This window comes from Exiguobacterium sp. s95 (genome assembly GCF_018618655.1).
GTDB lineage: Bacteria > Bacillota > Bacilli > Exiguobacteriales > Exiguobacteriaceae > Exiguobacterium_A > Exiguobacterium_A oxidotolerans.
This window is the reverse complement of sequence record NZ_JACSMM010000004.1, coordinates 26,573-45,146: the sequence shown is the minus strand read 5'-3', so window position 1 is coordinate 45,146 and position 18,574 is coordinate 26,573. Positions and strand designations below refer to the sequence as shown.

Below are 18,574 nucleotides of genomic sequence, written 5' to 3'. Positions count from 1 at the left end.
CGCCTATTCTCGCAGTAATCGAGAGTAAGCGTACCTTTTTATTCTTGGATTTGCTTCACTTCTTTTTCGAGCCGCTCGAGAAATCCTTTGACGATTTTCTCGTTTTCACGTTCTCCGCCTAACGATAAGAGACTGCGACCGACGAAGTTGACGCCTTCATTTTTCCCCGTGTAAATCAAACGGCAGCTCGTCGCATCGATTCGCTTCAGCGCAAACGACATCTCAAGGCGAAACATCTTCGCTAACGTAAAACCAATCGTATTTTGTTTATAGTCCGGTTCATTCGTATAAGCGAGATCGGTCACGATGTAGGTTTCAAGACGATTCCCTTGCATGTAGGTTTGCCGGTACGTCGATCCGACGACGCCCGGCTTACGTTCAATCACCTCATGCTGGACGACACCCGGAATGAGTCGTTGCAGTCGATCGTGATCAAACAGATGCCACGCCTGTTCGATTGGAATCGCAAGTACTTTTTCTTCACGCCACGTCACCATGACACCACCTCCTTTTAGTTTAAAAATACCCTGATGTCCGTCGTTCTAACGCTCGACTCCGGCACAATCAGGGTATTTTTCTTACTTCAAGTGGTTTTTGATGTTCACTTCACGGTTTGACGTTCTAACGCATGACCAAGGAATGTTGCGAGTTCCAGCATCCCGAACTTCCCAGCTGCCGCTTCAGCGTCCGAATTGTAATTCGTATTCGTATTGACGTCGTACGTATAAATCGTCCCGTCTGCATCCTTGATGAACTCAATCCCGGCGACCGCGATTTTATTTTCTTGCAGGAACGCTTCATACTGGGCGATGATCGGGTCATCGAACCCGTCGACAATTTGGAATTTCATCGGTGTCTCTGCCGCCTCTTCTCCGACCGGGCAGAACAAATCATCGATGACACAAGCATCCGCGGGGCAGAGCTCGAATCCTTCCGACGTATCGACACGGACCGCATAGACGAACTTACCACCGACGAATTCACAACGCGTAATGTAGGGTTCAGGTGCTTGAATGTACTCTTGAATCAACGTGATGCCGTCGACCGGCTCATCGAATGTCGGTCCGTCAAGATACGTCTCGAGTGCTTCAATCGAGTGGAACAATTGAACGCCGAGTCCTTTACCGGCACGATTGTGTTTCGTGATGAACGACGATACTCCGATGTTTTGAGCGGCTTGGACGATTTGATCACGTCCGACGGCTGCCGTCGTTTTCGGAACACGGATACCTGCTTTTCGTAAGGCGGTGTATTGGTTGACCTTACTGACCTCGAGTCGTAACGCACGGGTTCCGTTGAAAACGGTCCGGTCATGTTCTTCGAGCCAAGCGAGGACCCCTTCCGTCAATTCTGGTGCATAGCGGTGCCCGCGCGTATGGGACGAGGCACTCATCCGGCTGTAAAAAACGCCTTCCGGTGGTGTTTCATCGAGTGGGACGACCCCTTCGTTGAGGTGCCACTGTTCATACGGTAAGTTGAGTTCCTCGAGTCGCTTGATTAAATGATCCGTCCATTCCTGATTTTCGTGTAAGATATGAATTTTCGTCATTTTAGTTGACCTACCTTTCGTTTCGCTTCGACGCGTGGCATGACCTCGCGGGCAAAGCGTTCCATTTCTTCGAGTTGCGGAGAAAATTGAAGCAAGAGCAATGTCACGCCGACTGCTTCAAATTCAAGAATCCGTTCTGCGATTTGATCCGGCGTCCCAATCAAGTTCGGACGCAGTCCCCGGTTTGAGACCGAATAGTCATTTCGTTTGACCTGTTGTTCGAGTTGCGATTTACTGACGAAGTCGTCATACCCGGCATATCCGGCACCGTCTTCTTTAACGTTCGTAATCCGGTGCCATTCTTCGAGCGCCGCTTCTTCCGTCTCGCGACAGATGATGTAGGCCGCCAGTCCGAAACTCGCAAGCGGCTGCTTCCCGGTCGCCGCGCGGCGGGTTTTCATATCCGTAATTTTCGTCGCGACTTCATCGACCGTTCCTCCATGCATGACATAGGCATCACAGTGATTGACGATCGTCTGTTTCCCCGTCTCACTCTCACCACCAGCGTAGAGCTTGATTCCGGGACGCTGAACGGGTTTCGGGTGAAGCTCTGCCCGTTCCAGCTGATAGTACGCCCCATCAAAACTATAGGGTGATGCGTCCGCCCATAATCCTTTCATGACCGTCACGAATTCTTTCGTCCGGGCATATCGTTCGTCATGGGCTGTAAAAATCCCATTGTATTGACGGGCTTCTTCCTCCCACCAGGCCGAGACGACGTTGAGCGTAAAACGTCCGTTACTCAACTGATCGAGGTTCGCCGCCATTTTTGCTGTCGTCGCCGGATTATGAAAACCGGGCCGGACGGCTGTCATGATTTCCAACCGTTCCGTTGTCGCCGCAATCGCCGCTGCCGTCGTCCACGCCTCAAGACTCGGTTCGGCTATTCCTTTAATGTCGTTTAAGTTCAATTCTGCAATCAATGTCGTAGAAAAGCCAATCCGTTCTGCCGTCTGTGCGACTTGTTTCGCATAATCGAATGTCGCTGGCATTTGTTCATCCTCGACGTTTCGTAACCAACCCCCGAAGATTGGTAACCAAAATCCGTATTCCATCCCCTGTGCCCCCTTTTTGCATAAAAAATCGCTCTTTTCGTTTAGAAAAGAGCGACGAATATCTACTGTCGGCTCTTATCTTCAAAGGAATAAATTCCTCTTGGAAGTAGCACCTTCCGCTCATGCGGGGTTGCTGAAGTGTCGTCGGGCCAGTCCCTCGACTTCTCGTGATAAGAATAATTGAAATTAGCGTACATCTTTTAGCAGAGTAAAGCAACCTTTAAACCTTCTTTTCCTATCGGAATTAAAAACATTTGGAAAATCACTCTGTTTCTTGATACTTCTTTGTCTAGAAGCTAAAAACAGGAATTGCACATCGGTTTAAGATGGCAATCCCTGCTTTGTATGGTGCTGTTCAAAATCAATTCATTCTGGTGATACGAACGGTGAGTCATTGTGATTTGCATCCATCATGGCTGTCCGGTGACCAGTCGTCGAAACTTCTTCCCCACGCACGCGATCGTAGAACTTCGCGATTGTGACGCTGAAGTACGGGCCAATCCAGAGGAAACCGATTCCGATCGTAACAATTCCGAGCAAGAACCAACCGATGAACGAAAGGACGAGGAAAAACGCCTCTTTTTTGTGTCCATCCATCATTTGGCGTGAACGCGTAATGGCATCAAGGATGCCAATCGATGGTTCGTCCCGAATGATGTAATACGTCAACATGTAAGAGAATGACTTAATGATTCCTGGAATGATGAAAAGTAAGAACCATAGCCCTAAGAAAAAGGTTTGGACGATTGACACTCCAATGGCTTTCAAGAACATTTTGTACGGCTCAAACAAATCGGCGACTTTCGTCTGCTCGTCTCGGGCGACAGATAGGGCGAGCCATGACCATCCCATTGCAACCGGTAAGGTCAACACCGTCAAGAGCATACCAATCAAGTCGATAAATTGGAACTCCTCTTCGGGTGAGGACGCAAATCCGTTCGGAACGCCTTGAATGATTAAGAACAACAACATCATTAATGCCATGAAGCCCCATCGTCCCTGCAACGACTCGCGCGCTGCTAATTTTAATTGTTTTGACATCGAAAGATCCTCCTCAAAAATAAGTGCTACCTTTCTTTACGGTTTATTTTTGAGGAGGTTTCATTTTTAACGCTTGTCTTTTAGTAAACGTTGGACCATTGCTTTTTCAAGTTGTTGCTGGCACGCCGTATACAAAGAGCGTCGTCCATCGAGTCGTTCAATCGCAAACGGAATATCGTGCTTTTTTGCTTGCACGAGGACATGTGCCGCTGCTGCGTGAGAAACCCGACTTTTGACGACGACGATCGCGTCCGTCTTTTTCGCGAGACAGGCGATTTTTTTTGCGGCTTGGGCGTCACCGCCAAGATGGATTAATTCAATCCCCGTCTCCGCAAAGAAGTCGCGGTAGACGGCGCGCTGTTGCTCATTACCGACGATGACGAGACGCATGCCGTCGTAGGAAGCAAAATCGAGTGCCGTTTTATCAACAAATTCGATTGGTTGACCGGGTAACGTCGTCGTATCGAGGCGTTCGAGTTGCTGGACTTTCTTTTCCCGGAGGCGCCGCTCTTTTTTGACTTTCTTCGCCTTCGGTTTCCGTTGCATCATCTTGTCGTAGCGTCCTGTTTTCGCCTGTTTGTTTGCAGGTGACGCAGTGGCGGACTCGGGCGAACCACTCGATACGTCGCGTGCCGGTAATTCCGTCATGGTCGGTACTTCGTAATGAAATGCGTGTTTCCAGACAATCGTCAATGTCTCCGGATGACCTTTCCACATGACGAGGTCGACGAGTTGACCTGCTTTCAGTTGGAAGAACCGCATGCCTTCGAGTGGTGTCGTGTAATAGAACGGTTTTCCCGTCTCATCTTGCAGTGGACCGTCAATCGTTGCTTCGATGATGCCATGGTTCTTGACGATACACTTTTCAAAAACGATTCGCTCTGCAAGTGGTTTTACTTGATCCGTCGCGACGACGGCTAAGATTTCAAGCGACGTCCGGCGCTCATCTTGATGTAGGACTTGGACACGGACTTCCATCCCATGCTCCAGGTTCCAGTCACGGATTTCTGTTTCTGAGACATGACTGTTTGGCCATTCCCGTAACGAGCCGCCCTTTAATTGCCGTTCGAACGTATAAGAATACCGTTGTTCGACAATCCGTTCAACTTCTTCCTTCCGTTCCTGGATCATTTTGATCGGGAGGCTAGATGGTGTTTCCGGACGTTCTACTAGTTTCGTCGTTGTTTGACGTGGCGCGTAGTACTGCGACAGCTGGACCCATTCATCGATTCCGTTGATTTCTTCAAGTAACAAACCCCAGTCGTCTGCTGTCTCGACGATGTTCAGTTTGCTTGTAACTAACTCCTTCGCCCGTTCGATTACGTGATGCATCATGTTAAAAACCCCTTTGCTATTTTTTCCAACTATAGCAAGGTCAAGATGCTTCACCCGTGTAAAAAAACAACCGGGTATTTTTTTATTACGGGTTACGATTTAACTTCGACTGCGGAGTCGCCACTTCGGTATTTTTCGACGACGACAATCAAGACGGTAATGATGACGAGTAAGAACCAAGACGATAATTTGCCAAAATCGACAAGTGCCCAGCCCTCTTGCTGATGCGGATAGACCCAGCCCTTAAAAAAGGTGACGATGTTTTCCGCCAGCCAAATGAACCAGGCAATTAGTAAAAATGATAAGACAAGCGGGAGACGGTAAACCGTATCCTCTAGTCGGAAGTAGACCCACGATTTAAAGAAGACGACGATGACGAGTCCCATCAAGAACCACCGTAAATCGAGCATCCAGTGGTGCGTAAAAAAGTTTAAGTAAATCAAACTCCCGACAGCAAGTGCGAGGGTCGGACGTGGAAAGGACGTAAACCGAAGATCAAGTCGCCGAAACGCCTGACAGATGTAACTCGCGACACTGGCATACATGAAACCTGCGTAGAGCGGAACACCAAACACTTTCGAAACAGCGTCTTCCGGATAACTCCACGAGCCGACGTGGACTTTAAACAGCTCAAGTCCTAATCCGATGACGTGAAAAATAAGAATCAGCTTGAACTCTTCTTTCGTTTCATAACGAGTCACGAGTAAGGCGACTTGGACGAACAGACACCACAGTAACAGGATGTCATAACGGGCAATCGGTTCACTCGGCAAATAACGTGATAAGGCGAGTGCAGCAAAGATGGCTACTGGAAAGATACAACAGAGCGCTTCAAGATATGTAAAACGGATGAGATGGCGGATCAATCGCATCGACGTCCCTCCTCTTCTTTCTTTAAGTATACGAGACGTTCGCCGTACCTCCCTCCTTCTCAAGTTGGACATTCGACAATTTGTTGCTTCTGCTTTAGTCCACGAACGTGATACAGTTAACGAATACGTATCTTATTGAATCGAGGTGACACGCAACGATGTTTAAACGTTTCCATACGTCCTGGTTGCTGCGCGCAACGTTGAAGTGGTTCTTATTTTTAAGCGGTCTCTTTTTACTCGCCGTCGGTTCCTCCATCATGATCACCGCTAACCTCGGTGTCTCGACTTGGGATGTCCTGCATCTCGGTCTTCAAAACAAAACACCTTTGTCAGTCGGGACGGTCATTCTTCTCGTCGGTCTGCTGCTCGTCCTCGTCAAATACTTACTCGACCGGATTCGACCGCAAGTCGGGACACTCGTCAATGCAATTTTCGTCGGTGTCTTCATGAACCTCGTACTTGGTTCTCATTTGCTTCCATCGTTCTCAACTGTCTGGCTAAACGCTGTATGGCTCATCTTCGGTATTTTCATCATCGGCATGGGGGCAGGGCTATACGTCGCCGTCGGATACGGCGCCGGTCCACGTGACGGATTGACCTTGACGTTAGCGGATCGTTTCGGAACCTCAATCCGGATGATGCGGACAATCATGGAGATAACGGCATGTGGTCTCGGTTGGTTACTCGGTGGCCCCGTCTTTTTCGGGACCATCCTCTCGATCTTTTTGATTGGACCGTTTCTTCAATTTTGGTTAGTCTATTTCCGGCGGATGATTGCCGCAATCGATGCTGGGGTCGTTCGACCGAACGAACAAAAAATCAGCTGAGCCGCCTGACTCGATATCGTTTCGAAAGAAATGGTATCTTTTTTTCGTGGATGAAGCAGATTAGTTGCACCTAGAAAAAATACACGTTATATTCGTTTACATATCAATCTTTGATACGTCAAAGGTTTCTTGGAACGAAGGGAAGGATGTGATGATTTGAGTATTTCTTGTACGGAAAAAGGACGCCTCATTTATGCGCTCGTCTCGGTCAATAAGACGATTGCGCAAAAATTTGATTTATGTACAGATGGCTTCAGTCAGACTCGGATGGACTTACTAGCCCAACTCGAGGTCGGAAAGACGATTAGTCAAAAAGAATTGCAGCAACGCGTCAATGTCGACAACGCTGCTGTGACGCGACATTTAAAACATCTCGAAACGAACGGAATGATTCAACGTGTCCGTTCTGAGAGCGATAACCGTGTCATCCTCGTCTCATTAACTGCAGAGGGTGCCACGCGTATCACACAATTGCGCCAGCAAAAAGATGACTTCTTGGAAAGTCTGTTAACCGGCTTTACTGAAGAAGAACAAGATCAACTCGCACAAATGATTCAGCGCATTGAAGATAACGCGTTAACATTACCTAAAACTACTGCACGATAAAAAAGGAGAGCTTACTCATGACAACACAAACATCTACTGACTTTATGGAAATCGTAAAAGGCCGTCGTTCAATCCGCAACTACGACACGGACGTAAAAATCTCAAAAGAAGAAATGACACAAATTCTTGAAGAAGCAACACTCGCACCGTCTTCAGTCAACATGCAACCATGGCGTTTCCTCGTCATCGACAGCGAAGAAGGAAAAGCGACGCTCGCTCCACTCGCGAAGTTCAACCAAGTCCAAGTCGAGACATCATCTGCTGTCATCGCTGTCTTCGGTGACATGAACGCCATCGATCAACTCGAAAACATTTACGATACGGCCGTCGCACAAGGACTTATGCCGCAAGAAGTCCGCGATCGTCAAGTTCCGGCAATCAAAGGTATGTATGAAAACGTTCCTGCTAGTGCACTTAAAGACAGCATCTTGATCGACTCAGGTCTTGCTTCCATGCAATTGATGCTCGTCGCTCGCGCACACGGTTACGATACGAACCCGATCGGTGGATACGAAAAAGATCAAATCGCTGAAGCTTTCGGCATGGATAAAGATCGTTATGTACCAGTCATGCTCCTTTCAATCGGGAAAGCTGTTGATGCAGGATACCCATCAGTCCGTCTTCCAATCAACGATATCGCAGACTGGAAATAAGTTCGATTCGCTTCATCAAAAAATAGAGAACACAACAAGGGAGATTGAATACTATGACAACTCAAACAACTACTGACTTTATGGAAATCGTAAAAGGCCGTCGCTCAATCCGCAACTACGACACGGACGTAAAAATCTCAAAAGAAGAAATGACACAAATTCTTGAAGAAGCAACACTCGCACCATCTTCCGTCAACATGCAACCATGGCGTTTCCTCGTCATCGACAGCGAAGAAGGAAAAGCGACACTCGCTCCACTCGCGAAGTTCAACCAAGTCCAAGTCGAGACATCATCTGCTGTCATCGCTGTGTTCGGCGACATGAATGCGGTCGATAGCATCGATACAATCTACGACATGGCTGTTGAAAAAGGGCTTATGCCGCAAGAAGTCCGCGATCGCCAAGTTCCGGCAATCAAAGGATTCTACCGCCCAGAAGATACAGACACACTTCGTGACAGCATCTTGATCGACTCCGGTCTTGTTTCGATGCAATTGATGCTCGTCGCCCGTGCGCACGGTTACGATACAAACCCAATCGGTGGATACGAAAAAGATCAAATCGCTGAAGCTTTCGGCATGGATAAAGATCGTTACCTCCCTGTCATGCTCCTTTCAATCGGGAAAGCCGTTGACGCAGGATATCCATCAGTCCGTCTTCCAATCAACGACATCACAGATTGGAAATAAGCAATCCGCACGACGAAGAGAGCACCTCGTTTTAACGGGGTGCTTCGACTGTAGACAAAGTTCTATCGGGAGATAAAAGCGTCTTTTTTCGTTGCTTTCCTCGGGCGAGGCGTGACAGGGAAGCGCAAACGGATTGCCTCTCGATATAACATGTTCACGCTTCATAAGCGTTTGTCTTCACGCTGAGCACCTCGTTTTACGGGGTGCTTTTTGCTATATCTCCTGTCCCTTCTTTGCATTTAAATTCAGTTCCAGTCAATCCTTTTGTATACTGAACGAAAAAGGAGCGGATGCAGGTGTATGACGTAACGATCATCGGCGCAGGTGTCGCCGGAATTTTTCTGGCACACGAACTCGTACAGGACGGACAATCCGTCTTAGTGATTGACGCCGGAAAACCGTTAGCCGAAAGAACCGTGACAGACGCTTACCTCGGCTTTGGCGGACTCGGTAAATCAGAAGGAAAATACAATTATTCAACAGAGTTCGGGGGCGAACTGGAACAAAAGTTAGGTCCGGAAGCGACACTTCGCTTAATGCAACAAGTCGATGCTGTCCTGTGTCAGTACGGAGCACTGGAGGTCCCTTTGTATTCCACTCATAATGCGTCATTTGCGGCGCGTGCTGAAGACGCTGGTTTACATACAATCGAGACGTCCGTCCGTCATCTCGGAACTTCACTTACGAAACAGGTGCTCGCCCGACTGGAGGACATGTTGATGCAGACGGTCACGTTCCGCTTTTCGACGCAAGTCGAACAGATACAGAAACAAGCGGATACTACATTCACACTCAAAACAGCGTCAGAGACGTTCTCGAGCCGACGAGTCGTGCTTGCGACCGGACGTTCCGGAACGGACTGGATGCGCCAGCAGCTAAAGCAGCTCGGTCTGGTGCAAACGAAAACACGACTCGACCTCGGGATTCGGATTGAAATGGATGAAGCGCCTTTTCGGACTGTATTACAGGACACGTTCGAAACGAAGCTGGCATACGCATCTGACGCTGGAACGGCCGTCACCTACTGCATGAATCCGACCGGTCGGATCATCCGCAAATATCAAGAAGGTCTCGTCATGCCGGACGGACAAAATTTCCGCGAACAGACGACGGGGACGGCAAATTTAAACTTCACGTTGTTTTTACCACGCTATTTCGATACGTTGACCGCAGCGAATCAATTTGCGACTTCAGTCATCGGACAAATCAACCAGGGGTCGGACCGGATTGTCGTCCAACGTCTCGGTGACTTGCTTGCCGGTGTAGCTTCTACAGCAACCGGAATCGCTCACAATCAAGTCGTCCCGACGCTCGAAGCAACACCAGGAAACCTGCTCGACGAGGTCCCGGACACAGATCTCACCGTGTTACTCGGATTTTTCGAGCGGCTCGAACGTTTGCTCGAAACTCCGCTCTCCCCTGATACATTGCTTTACGGAATGGACGGGAAGTTTTACGCTCCGGTCCTCGCGACCTCCCGCGACTTCGAAACAGACATCACGGGACTGTATGCAATCGGGGATTGTTCCGGCGCGACCCATTCGCTTTCGCAAGCAGCGGCGAGCGGTCTCCACCTCGGACAAGTCTTACAGCAAAAAACAGCCGTTTCGGGAGAGTAAGCTCTCTCAAAACGGCTGTTTTTCATTCAGTTCTTATTTTTTAAACGCTTCATATACTTTCAGTTGTTTCCCTTTGACCTTCGTCGTCTTCATCGCGCGTAAGACGAGTGGCCCTTTACCGTTCAGAATCTCGACATACGTTACCGTATCTTGAATCGTAATGATCCCGATATCCTGAGCAGTCACCCCTTCGACTTTCGCAATCGTTCCGACAAAATCAACGGCCCGAAGTTTCTTTTTCTTCCCGCCATTGAAATAGAGCTTCATGATGTCAGCGTTCAGTTGTTGTGTTTTTGATGTGCGGACATCCGTCGTCGTGATTTTCTCTTCGAACGCATCTGCCGTCCGAATCAATTCACGTTCCGTCGGTGCTTGACGTTTTTCGATTGCTTCGCCACGGTACTGTTCGACTTCACGAAGACGGCGCATATCCGCTTCCGTCACGAGGCTGATTGCTTTCCCCATTGCGCCCGCACGCCCTGTCCGACCCGTCCGGTGCACATAACTTTCTTTTTCGACCGGCATGTCGTACTGGATGACGTGGGTGATGTTTTCGATGTCAATTCCACGTGCTGCGACGTCTGTCGCGACCAAGTAACGGAATTCGCCTGCACGGAATGCCTTCATGACCGCAAGGCGCTCGTCCTGTTCCATCCCGCCGTGAATTTTCTCGACCGGATACTCCATCGCCGTCAGTCCTTGGGCGACAAAATCGACATGTTCTTTCGTCCGGCAGAAAATCATACAACGGTCCGGATTTTCGACGACCGTGACGTCTTTCAAGATTGCGAATTTCGTCTTATCGGTTACAGAAATATAACTGTGATCGATTTGAGCGATTTCGGTTGCATTTGTCGTGATTTCGACCTCTTTCGGCGACTGCATGTAACGTTCGCTCAGCTTGTGAATGTCTTGCGGGAACGTCGCTGAGAACAACATCGTCGTCCGTTGTGTCGGCAGTTGTTTTAAAATCGTATCGACTTGCTCGAGGAAGCCCATGTTCAGCATCTCATCCGCTTCATCCAGGACAAGGTATTTGACCTTTTCAAGCGAAAGTGTCCCTCGCTCGAGGTGATCGAGCACACGACCTGGTGTTCCGACGACGATATGGGTCTTCTGTTTTAATTCCGTGACCTGACCACGGAACGGCTGTTTCCCGAAAACGGCTGTCGCTTTAATCCGCTTGTAACGCCCGATGTTCATCACGTCTTCCGTGACTTGCAGCGCCAGTTCACGCGTCGGTGTCAAAATTAGCGCTTGTGGTTTATTTTCTTCCCACTCGACGAGTTCACAGAGTGGAATGCCGAACGATGCCGTTTTCCCGCTTCCTGTGCGTGATTTGACGATGATATCTTTTTCAGACAAGGCGACCGGAATGACGGCTTGTTGGACATCCGTCGGAGTATGGTAACCAAGTTGTTCAATCGCTTTTAAAATTGGTGAACTGAGTTGAAAATCAGTGAATGGTTTTTTTGGCATGTGAATCCCTCATTTATTATATAGTTTCGAATTGACCGTACATCTCATGACCTCTCATTATGCGCTACTTTCCGCAGGACGTCAAAAGAGCTTCCCGTCAGAGTGACAGGAAGCTCCACTTGCTTATTTTGCTGCGACTTTATCTTTTTTGATTTGTTTACTACGTAACTGTCCACATGCTGCATCGATGTCTGTCCCGTGCTCGAGACGAACACCACAGTTGAGACCGTTCTTTTTCAACGTATCGTAGAATGTCGAGATATCTTCTGACGTACTCCGTTGATATTGACCATGCTCATCAACCGGGTTGTACGGAATCAAGTTGACATACGTCAAGTGACGTTTGTCTTCGAATAATTTCGCAAGTTCGATTGCTTGTGCTTTTTGGTCATTGACTCCACGAAGTAAGATGTACTCAATCGTAATTTTACGATTCGTCGTCTTCACGTAATAATCGATGGCAGGCATCAATTTTTCGAGTGGAATCGCACGGTTGATTTTCATGATTTGTGTGCGCAACTCGTTGTTTGGTGCGTGCAATGAAATCGCCAAGTTCACTTGAAGTTTTAAATCTGCGAATTTGTAGATTTTATCAGCAAGACCACTTGTCGAAACAGTGATGTGACGTGCACCGATCGCAAGACCGTTGTGATCTTTGATGACGTTCAAGAAGTCGACCATGTTGTCGAAGTTATCAAACGGCTCACCGATACCCATGACGACGACGTGGCTGACACGTTCTTCTTTACCGACAGCATCGAGGTGATGTTGGACGTTCATGATTTGTTCGACGATTTCACCAGCTGACAAATCGCGGCTCTTCTTAATCAATCCACTCGCGCAGAAGCTGCAGCCGATGTTACAACCGACTTGTGTCGTCACACAGACAGAGAGTCCGTATTTGTGACGCATGAGGACTGTTTCAATCAAACTGCCGTCATACAACTTGAAGAGGAACTTGATTGTTCCGTCCGCTGATTCTTGTTTAACTGATTCTGTCATCGAGCCAATCGCAAAACTCTGATCTAACAACTCAAGGCAATCCTTGTTGACATTCGTCATTTCAGCGAAAGTAGTGACACGTTTACGATAAAGCCAATCCCAAACCTGCTTCGCACGGAACGGCTTGTGACCTTGATGCGATAACCAGTCTGTCATCTGCTCAATTGTTAATCCATAAATGGATGGTTTATTCATTAGTGAGACCTCATTTCTTTTTCCAGAACTATAACATTCCTTTATCTTAGTAAAAATCGGGCACTTACGCAACGTTCAAATCCTAAATGTTCACTTTCTGTAGATTTCGAAAGGCTGTTTCGCTTTGTTTTGTCAAAAAAATGCCTCAAATCGATAAATTCCGTTTTCGAAAACTGATAAAAGCAAAACTACTGAACATCAGACAGATTAGCACAAGTAGAAGGATGTGCAACAGTAAATGTTCTGTCCCCGCCAGCAATCGTCCCGTATCAAACAAACTGAAGATCGATCCATAACGCATCCAGTCCGTTTTTTCACTTAAGCCCGCTCCAATCGTCAAGACAATCGAGAAGACGAGGACACCGGCAGCGACGGAAAAGGCACGACGCTCATCGTCAAAGAGTGTCGTGATAAACAACGTGAAACCAGCAACCGCATACAGCAAAAACAAAGCATTGACTTGCAGTCGCAATAAAGTCATACCATCAATCGAGATACCAGACATCGTCCAGTCCGCCATCAGTAAAACGAGCCCATTCAATAGAATGAGACAGGTACTCGCAATCAGCATGACGATGAGCGCTGCTGCCGTATATTGAATCCGCGTGATCGGGGATGCTAGATATAAAATCAATTCGCCATTGTCGATCGGACGGGCAAGTAACCGTGCCGCGAGGGACAACATATAAAACGTCGCAATAACTTGAAAAATCAAGCCGTAATAATTGCCGGCTAAGAGATCGAGCAGATTATTGAACGTCACCTTGTCATATTGGAATGCCTGTAACAATTCTTTTGGGAGAGCTTCGAGTTTTGCCTCGAGCAGACCGGTCTTCATCATCGATGGATACAAGGCGGCGAGCAACAATAAGTACAAACTGGTACCAAGTGAATAGGCAACGATCGGTTTGACGTTCTGCTTGAGTAAAGACCAGACGACCACGCTCATGATTCGTCACCCTCCCCGTAATAGTGCAAAAAGACATGCTCCAAATCATCAGCCGTCGTCTGAATCGAACGAATATCGTACGCAGTCAGAAGACGGAGAACTTGACTCAGTGTCAATTGGTCACTCGTCAAGATGTGGTCTCCCGTAAAGTCTCCCGGCAAACTGATTTCTCCCGGCAGATAACCGACGAGTCGTTTCACTTCTTTTGTTTCAACCCAGCAATCAAATCCACCAATCGTCGCATGACCGGAGTCAGCAGCAATCAAGCCCATCAATTGACGAAGTGCCGTTGATTTCCCTGCCCCATTCGGACCAATGAAACCAAAGACCATTCCTGGCTCGACAGAAAAACTGACATCGAATATTCCTTTACCCGACGCGAACGCTTTCGTGACATGTTCGAGATGAATCACTTCAACCGCCTCATTTCTTTTTTAGGAAATGGCTACAGTTAGTTATACCCGTTCTGTCATCGTGTCGGACGTAGCGAATCGATAAATCACAAACCGTTCATCATGATTTTTTTCGAATAAATCGCGTAACCGGACTTCCTCGATTTGTTCGAACGCCGTCTGGTTCTCTAAAAAATACCGGTATTCATCTGCCGGATAATAAAGAATCAAATCGATGGTCCGGGGCGCCTGCTCGACCGACTGTAAGATGTGGTTGACGACCTTGATAAAAATTTGAACGGAAAAAGGGTTAAAAAAATAAAACTTTGTCGCTTCTACCGGAATCGGATAACTTTCTGCATAGACATGTTCAAATTGAAGACTCCCGCGCCGTTTTTTAACTCTTTTTAAGTAATTCATCTGATTCGTCAGTGCATCCTCATAAAACTGACCGTTCATCTCGATTCCGATGACAGAACAGTCAAACCGATCGTGGAGATAAAAGTTCAAGCGTCCCTTCCCGCACCCAAAATCAATCACCGTATCCTCAGGATGAAACGGATAGACCGCGCATAGCTCATCCAGGGCTGCATATGGGGTCGGTTCATAACGGTTATAGTGACTGAAGGCATTGTAGAGGTGCTGGACATCAATCGTTTTAATGTGGAGCCGCGTTTCATATTCTTGTTCATTCATAGTTCAACTTCCTTCTTTCAAGCATTGTTTTCTCCATCGTACTATACTAAAGAGGTACGTAATTCGATAAAAGGGGATGTTTTTATGATCGTCGTAACGAACCGGATTAAAGTCAAAAAAGGGATGGCTGCTGCACTAGCACCTCGCTTCACACGCCCGAGTGGTCTCGACTCGATGGACGGATTCATTCGTGTCGAAGTTCTATTAACGCAAAATATCGAAGAACATGACGAAATGAACGTCAACATGTACTGGGAAGACATGAAGCACTTCGAAGCATGGCGGAACAGTGATGACTTCAAGGAATCGCATAAGCGTCCTGCGCAGCAAGAAGGCGAGGCACAGGAGTCACCGATGCTCGGCAGTGAAATCATCACCTATGAAGTCGCTTCTGTAAAAGAAAGTACACGTTAATCGATACGACTTAAATCCCCGAATCCTTAAATCGATTCGGGGATTTAATTTTTCAAACGTTATTTTGCAATTAACCTCGCACAATATTTAACAAGGGTTAAATTGTATATCGTTCCATTTATTGTTATTATATGTCCAATACTAGAGAGAGAGGACATATTATGATTGATTCCTTAACGATTTTTGAACAAGTCATTCGAGATTTGCCTGTCGACCGGTCGTTGACACGAGAAGATATTTGTACAGAAGATTTTTTATTGCAAACGGAACATGAGTTATCGGTCTATTATTCCCCAATCGGTGACTACATCAATCCTTTCGCAAAAGTCATTATCGTCGGAATTACGCCAGGACTTGAACAGATGCGAATCGCGTTCGAAGAGATGGCCGATGCCTTACACCATGGTGTTTCGTTAGAGGAAGCGGCAAAAATCGCCAATTATTCAGCTAGCTTTTCCGGTGTGATGCGTCGAAATCTCGTAACGATGCTGGACGAACTTGATTTTGCGACAATGCTGTCGATTCCGACGACCGCTACTTTATTTAATGAACACCAGGAATTACTCCATGCGACCTCCATCTTAAAACATCCTGTTTTCTATCGCGGGAAAAACTACAGTGGTCATCAACCGAAGATAGATCGTATCCCTTTACTCCGACACTATGCGTATGAACACTTCGCAGCAGAATTGAATCAATTAAACGAACCTGCCCTGATTATTCCGCTCGGCCGAATCGTTGAGGCGACGGTTCGGACCTTACTTCATCAAGGACGGATTCGAAAACATTTTCTTTTATCGGGTTTTCCTCATCCCTCTGGTGCCAATGGCCATCGTAAACGTCAATTCGAAGACAACCGTTCCTACCTCAACCAACAATTGATTCACTACTTCACGCGTTCGGATTAAATCAAAAAAAGAGTCCCTGTCGTACCAGCTTCGCGCTGAGACGTCAGGGACTTCTTATCGACCGATATGCACAGATGTGAACACGAATTTGTCATACCGGTGCCGCGAAAATGAATATTCAAATGGTTTTCCGTTCCCTAAAAAAACGACTTGTTCCACTTCGATGACAGGATCGGTTTCGAGATTTCCAAGATATTTTTGATCCCATTCATTCGGTTTATCTGCACGGATCATTTTGTGCGAGCTCGTAATCGTATAACCAAGTTCTTCTTGAATATAGCGGTAAATCGATTGATCGAGAATCGCCTTCGTTAAACCTGTAATCAAGGAGGAAGGCATAAATGTATGCTCAATCACGTAAGCCTCTCCTTCGACGTAGCGGACACGTCTAATTTCATAGACTGGATCCGTTTGCTCAATCATCAAATGTCGTGCGACTTCCTTCTCCGGAAAGCGCACCTCAAATTGAAGTACTTCGCTTTTAACAGCCCGTTCCCCAAGCAATTTGGTCAATCCTTGCGATTCTTTGTTCAGAACGTTAATACGTCCTTGTGAAAAATTCGATGGTAAAATAAACGTCCCTTGTCCCCGTTGTCGGTAAATAATTCCTTCTAAGACGAGAATCTCAAGTGCTCTCTTCATCGTCATCCGGCTGACTTCGAATTCTTCTGCTAAGTTGATTTCGTCCGGCATCGCCTGATCGACATCATATCCCCCATTTAGGATTCGTTTGCGAAGTTCATCAGCAATTTTCTCATATTTCGGTTGTTTCTTTATAGACATGACTTCACCCCATGTATAGACATATAAAAATAATATAACAAAAAAAGATGATCAGGACTAGACATCCTAATCATCTTTTCAATTATTTCGTAAATCCTTGCTCTTCAATCAATTGTTTGAACCAATGGCCGCTTTTCTTGACCGTTCGTTTTTGGGTCGCGAGATCGAGTCCGACAAAACCGTAACGGTTTTTATAGGCATTGCTCCAAGACCAGTTATCCATGAACGTCCATAAGTGATAACCTTTGACGTTTGATCCTTCCTTCAGCGCACGATGCATCCATTGCAAGTGAGAGGCGATGAAATCGATGCGATAATCGTCCTGAACACTGCCGTCCTCGTCCCGGTAACGTTCCTCCCCTTCTACACCCATTCCATTTTCAGAAACAAAACACTTGATGTTCCCGTAATTCTCTCGCAGGTTCGTCAAAATATCGTAAATTCCCTTTTCGTAGATTTCCCAGCCACGATATGGATTCATTTTTCTTCCCGGCATCTCGTAATAATCGAACAGATGCTCCGGCATGAAAGGTGCATCTGGATGCGGAAGGTGCTCTTTTACTTTGATGCGTCGTGGTTGATAGTAATTAATTCCGAGTAAATCAACGGTATTTTTCGCGATGAGTTCCAGGTCACCTTGAACGACCTCGGGCAAAGCACCTTGTTGTTCCAATAAATCGACCAATTCGGCCGGGAACGTTCCGAGTACGGAAGGATCCAAGAAGGAACGATTGAACAATACGTCGGCTACTTGGGCCGCTTTCACATCCCCAGCATTTTGGCTTCGAGGATAAGATGGCGTTAAATTCAAGATGATGCCAATTTCACCCGTCTGCTCTGTTTCTTTATAGGCCTGTATTGCAAGTGCACTCGATAAAATCGAATGATAGGCCACTTGAACGGCACGCTTGAAATCAACAACGTTAGGGTAGTGGAAGTCGTATAAATAGCCACCTTCTACCGGGACGATTGGCTCATTATGCGTAAACCATTTACTGACACGATCTCCGAATAGTGAAAAGCACGTTTTAGCATATTCTGTATAGGCGGTGACGACGGCACGACTTTCCCAGCCACCGATGTTTTGCAGTGCAAGCGGCATATCAAAGTGATATAGATTTACGAACGGTTCGATGTCCGCTGCAATCAATTCGTCAATCACACGATTATAGAAATCAATGGCAATCGGATTCATTTCCCCCTGCCCCTCAGGAAAAAGACGTGACCAGGAAATCGAGATTCGAAACGAGTTGTGTCCGAGTTCTTTCATCAACGCAATATCTTCTTCATAACGATAATAAAAATCAGAGGCTACCGTTGCATTTACACCATCGAAAAAGCGATTCGGTTCTTGTTCGTACCAATGATCCCAAATGTTCGGTCCTTTTCCACCCTCAAATGCTGCCCCTTCCGTTTGTGTCGCTGAAGCTGCTGTTCCCCACCAAAAATCTGCAGGGAACGTATACTTTTGTTCTTTTGCCGTCGTAACTTCCGTTTGATTCATCTCATC

Annotated in this window: 20 protein-coding genes and 1 riboswitch; of the genes, 7 read left to right on the top strand and 13 right to left on the bottom strand. The window is 47.0% G+C overall.

All coding sequences use genetic code 11. From position 1 onward, the window contains the following. Positions 1-38 precede the first annotated feature (38 nt). From KNP99_RS08980 to KNP99_RS08955, 6 genes are all read right to left on the bottom strand, one after another. Entirely contained in the window at positions 39-497 is a 459-nt protein-coding gene (locus tag KNP99_RS08980; RefSeq protein WP_088838230.1) for an SRPBCC family protein, read from the bottom strand. 104 nt (positions 498-601) lie between these two features. After that, positions 602-1,549, bottom strand: coding sequence for an ATP-grasp domain-containing protein (locus KNP99_RS08975; protein ID WP_088838231.1), 948 nt, complete (start codon positions 1,547-1,549; stop codon positions 602-604). Next, the gene (locus tag KNP99_RS08970) at positions 1,546-2,604 is read right to left on the bottom strand and encodes an LLM class flavin-dependent oxidoreductase (RefSeq protein WP_214846197.1); all 1,059 of its coding nucleotides are present in this window, start codon (positions 2,602-2,604) and stop codon (positions 1,546-1,548) included. The genes KNP99_RS08975 and KNP99_RS08970 overlap by 4 nt, the downstream gene beginning before the upstream one ends. Before the next feature lie 72 nt (positions 2,605-2,676). After that, a riboswitch (SAM riboswitch) is annotated at positions 2,677-2,781 on the bottom strand. Between the two features lie 189 nt (positions 2,782-2,970). Continuing rightward, entirely contained in the window at positions 2,971-3,645 is a 675-nt protein-coding gene (locus KNP99_RS08965; RefSeq protein WP_214846195.1) for a DUF975 family protein, read from the bottom strand. Positions 3,646-3,711: 66 nt separating this feature from the next. Beyond that, positions 3,712-4,980: a DUF2325 domain-containing protein gene (locus KNP99_RS08960; RefSeq protein ID WP_214846193.1), complete on the bottom strand. Its 1,269-nt coding sequence runs from the start codon at positions 4,978-4,980 to the stop codon at positions 3,712-3,714. Positions 4,981-5,072: 92 nt separating this feature from the next. Then, entirely contained in the window at positions 5,073-5,852 is a 780-nt protein-coding gene (locus tag KNP99_RS08955) for a DUF817 domain-containing protein (RefSeq protein WP_088838235.1), read from the bottom strand. Positions 5,853-6,010: 158 nt separating this feature from the next. Here KNP99_RS08955 and KNP99_RS08950 point away from each other — a divergent pair, with 158 nt between their 5' ends. From KNP99_RS08950 to KNP99_RS08930, 5 genes are all read left to right on the top strand, one after another. Beyond that, positions 6,011-6,679 carry a YczE/YyaS/YitT family protein gene (locus KNP99_RS08950; RefSeq protein WP_214846191.1) on the top strand — a complete coding sequence of 223 codons (669 nt, stop codon included), beginning with the start codon at positions 6,011-6,013 and terminating at the stop codon, positions 6,677-6,679. A gap of 156 nt (positions 6,680-6,835) precedes the next feature. Then, the gene (locus KNP99_RS08945) at positions 6,836-7,285 is read left to right on the top strand and encodes a MarR family winged helix-turn-helix transcriptional regulator (RefSeq protein ID WP_239456778.1); all 450 of its coding nucleotides are present in this window, start codon (positions 6,836-6,838) and stop codon (positions 7,283-7,285) included. Positions 7,286-7,302: 17 nt separating this feature from the next. Beyond that, complete coding sequence (locus tag KNP99_RS08940) at positions 7,303-7,938, top strand: nitroreductase family protein (RefSeq protein WP_088838238.1); 636 nt, start codon at positions 7,303-7,305, stop codon at positions 7,936-7,938. A 53-nt stretch (positions 7,939-7,991) separates the two neighbouring features. Further along, positions 7,992-8,627, top strand: coding sequence for a nitroreductase family protein (locus KNP99_RS08935; protein ID WP_214805337.1), 636 nt, complete (start codon positions 7,992-7,994; stop codon positions 8,625-8,627). 296 nt (positions 8,628-8,923) lie between these two features. Then, positions 8,924-10,246, top strand: coding sequence for an NAD(P)/FAD-dependent oxidoreductase (locus KNP99_RS08930; protein WP_214811028.1), 1,323 nt, complete (start codon positions 8,924-8,926; stop codon positions 10,244-10,246). Between the two features lie 33 nt (positions 10,247-10,279). Here KNP99_RS08930 and KNP99_RS08925 read toward each other — a convergent pair whose 3' ends face one another. The 5 genes from KNP99_RS08925 to KNP99_RS08905 all read right to left on the bottom strand — a co-directional run bounded on the left by KNP99_RS08925 (position 10,280) and on the right by KNP99_RS08905 (position 14,959). Continuing rightward, the gene (locus KNP99_RS08925; RefSeq protein ID WP_215193179.1) at positions 10,280-11,725 is read right to left on the bottom strand and encodes a DEAD/DEAH box helicase; all 1,446 of its coding nucleotides are present in this window, start codon (positions 11,723-11,725) and stop codon (positions 10,280-10,282) included. 123 nt (positions 11,726-11,848) lie between these two features. Next, on the bottom strand, positions 11,849-12,922 hold the full coding sequence (gene rlmN / locus KNP99_RS08920; protein ID WP_088838241.1) for a dual-specificity RNA methyltransferase RlmN: 1,074 nt from the start codon (positions 12,920-12,922) through the stop codon (positions 11,849-11,851). A 145-nt stretch (positions 12,923-13,067) separates the two neighbouring features. After that, the gene (locus KNP99_RS08915; RefSeq protein WP_214766298.1) at positions 13,068-13,871 is read right to left on the bottom strand and encodes an ABC transporter permease subunit; all 804 of its coding nucleotides are present in this window, start codon (positions 13,869-13,871) and stop codon (positions 13,068-13,070) included. Next, positions 13,868-14,284 (bottom strand): ATP-binding cassette domain-containing protein, encoded by a 417-nt coding sequence (locus tag KNP99_RS15410; RefSeq protein WP_215193178.1) that lies wholly within the window; start codon positions 14,282-14,284, stop codon positions 13,868-13,870. Before KNP99_RS15410 ends, KNP99_RS08915 begins: the two co-directional genes overlap by 4 nt. Positions 14,285-14,326: 42 nt before the next feature. Then, a complete protein-coding gene (locus tag KNP99_RS08905) occupies positions 14,327-14,959 on the bottom strand; it encodes a methyltransferase (protein WP_088838244.1) in 633 nt (210 codons plus the stop codon). Positions 14,960-15,043: 84 nt separating this feature from the next. Between KNP99_RS08905 and KNP99_RS08900 the strand changes: the two genes are divergently transcribed. After that, a complete protein-coding gene (locus KNP99_RS08900; RefSeq protein ID WP_029332105.1) occupies positions 15,044-15,373 on the top strand; it encodes a heme oxygenase in 330 nt (109 codons plus the stop codon). Between the two features lie 161 nt (positions 15,374-15,534). Then, positions 15,535-16,281, top strand: coding sequence for a uracil-DNA glycosylase family protein (locus tag KNP99_RS08895; protein WP_088838245.1), 747 nt, complete (start codon positions 15,535-15,537; stop codon positions 16,279-16,281). Between the two features lie 54 nt (positions 16,282-16,335). Here KNP99_RS08895 and KNP99_RS08890 read toward each other — a convergent pair whose 3' ends face one another. Next, the gene (locus KNP99_RS08890) at positions 16,336-17,064 is read right to left on the bottom strand and encodes a GntR family transcriptional regulator (RefSeq protein WP_088838246.1); all 729 of its coding nucleotides are present in this window, start codon (positions 17,062-17,064) and stop codon (positions 16,336-16,338) included. An 82-nt stretch (positions 17,065-17,146) separates the two neighbouring features. Further along, a complete protein-coding gene (locus tag KNP99_RS08885) occupies positions 17,147-18,568 on the bottom strand; it encodes a glycoside hydrolase family 1 protein (RefSeq protein ID WP_088838247.1) in 1,422 nt (473 codons plus the stop codon). Positions 18,569-18,574: the final 6 nt, after the last annotated feature.

Excerpts from the sequence above, each read along its gene's own strand:
- KNP99_RS08980 (WP_088838230.1), bottom strand. The coding sequence starts at position 497 with ATGGTGACGTGGCGTGAAGAAAAAGTACTTGCGATTCCAATCGAACAG.
- KNP99_RS08975 (WP_088838231.1), bottom strand. The coding sequence starts at position 1,549 with ATGACGAAAATTCATATCTTACACGAAAATCAGGAATGGACGGATCAT.
- KNP99_RS08970 (WP_214846197.1), bottom strand. The coding sequence starts at position 2,604 with ATGGAATACGGATTTTGGTTACCAATCTTCGGGGGTTGGTTACGAAAC.
- KNP99_RS08965 (WP_214846195.1), bottom strand. The coding sequence starts at position 3,645 with ATGTCAAAACAATTAAAATTAGCAGCGCGCGAGTCGTTGCAGGGACGA.
- KNP99_RS08960 (WP_214846193.1), bottom strand. The coding sequence starts at position 4,980 with ATGATGCATCACGTAATCGAACGGGCGAAGGAGTTAGTTACAAGCAAA.
- KNP99_RS08955 (WP_088838235.1), bottom strand. The coding sequence starts at position 5,852 with ATGCGATTGATCCGCCATCTCATCCGTTTTACATATCTTGAAGCGCTC.
- KNP99_RS08950 (WP_214846191.1), top strand. The coding sequence starts at position 6,011 with ATGTTTAAACGTTTCCATACGTCCTGGTTGCTGCGCGCAACGTTGAAG.
- KNP99_RS08940 (WP_088838238.1), top strand. The coding sequence starts at position 7,303 with ATGACAACACAAACATCTACTGACTTTATGGAAATCGTAAAAGGCCGT.
- KNP99_RS08935 (WP_214805337.1), top strand. The coding sequence starts at position 7,992 with ATGACAACTCAAACAACTACTGACTTTATGGAAATCGTAAAAGGCCGT.
- KNP99_RS08925 (WP_215193179.1), bottom strand. The coding sequence starts at position 11,725 with ATGCCAAAAAAACCATTCACTGATTTTCAACTCAGTTCACCAATTTTA.
- rlmN (WP_088838241.1), bottom strand. The coding sequence starts at position 12,922 with ATGAATAAACCATCCATTTATGGATTAACAATTGAGCAGATGACAGAC.
- KNP99_RS08915 (WP_214766298.1), bottom strand. The coding sequence starts at position 13,871 with ATGAGCGTGGTCGTCTGGTCTTTACTCAAGCAGAACGTCAAACCGATC.
- KNP99_RS08905 (WP_088838244.1), bottom strand. The coding sequence starts at position 14,959 with ATGAATGAACAAGAATATGAAACGCGGCTCCACATTAAAACGATTGAT.
- KNP99_RS08900 (WP_029332105.1), top strand. The coding sequence starts at position 15,044 with ATGATCGTCGTAACGAACCGGATTAAAGTCAAAAAAGGGATGGCTGCT.
- KNP99_RS08895 (WP_088838245.1), top strand. The coding sequence starts at position 15,535 with ATGATTGATTCCTTAACGATTTTTGAACAAGTCATTCGAGATTTGCCT.
- KNP99_RS08890 (WP_088838246.1), bottom strand. The coding sequence starts at position 17,064 with ATGTCTATAAAGAAACAACCGAAATATGAGAAAATTGCTGATGAACTT.
- KNP99_RS08885 (WP_088838247.1), bottom strand. The coding sequence starts at position 18,568 with ATGAATCAAACGGAAGTTACGACGGCAAAAGAACAAAAGTATACGTTC.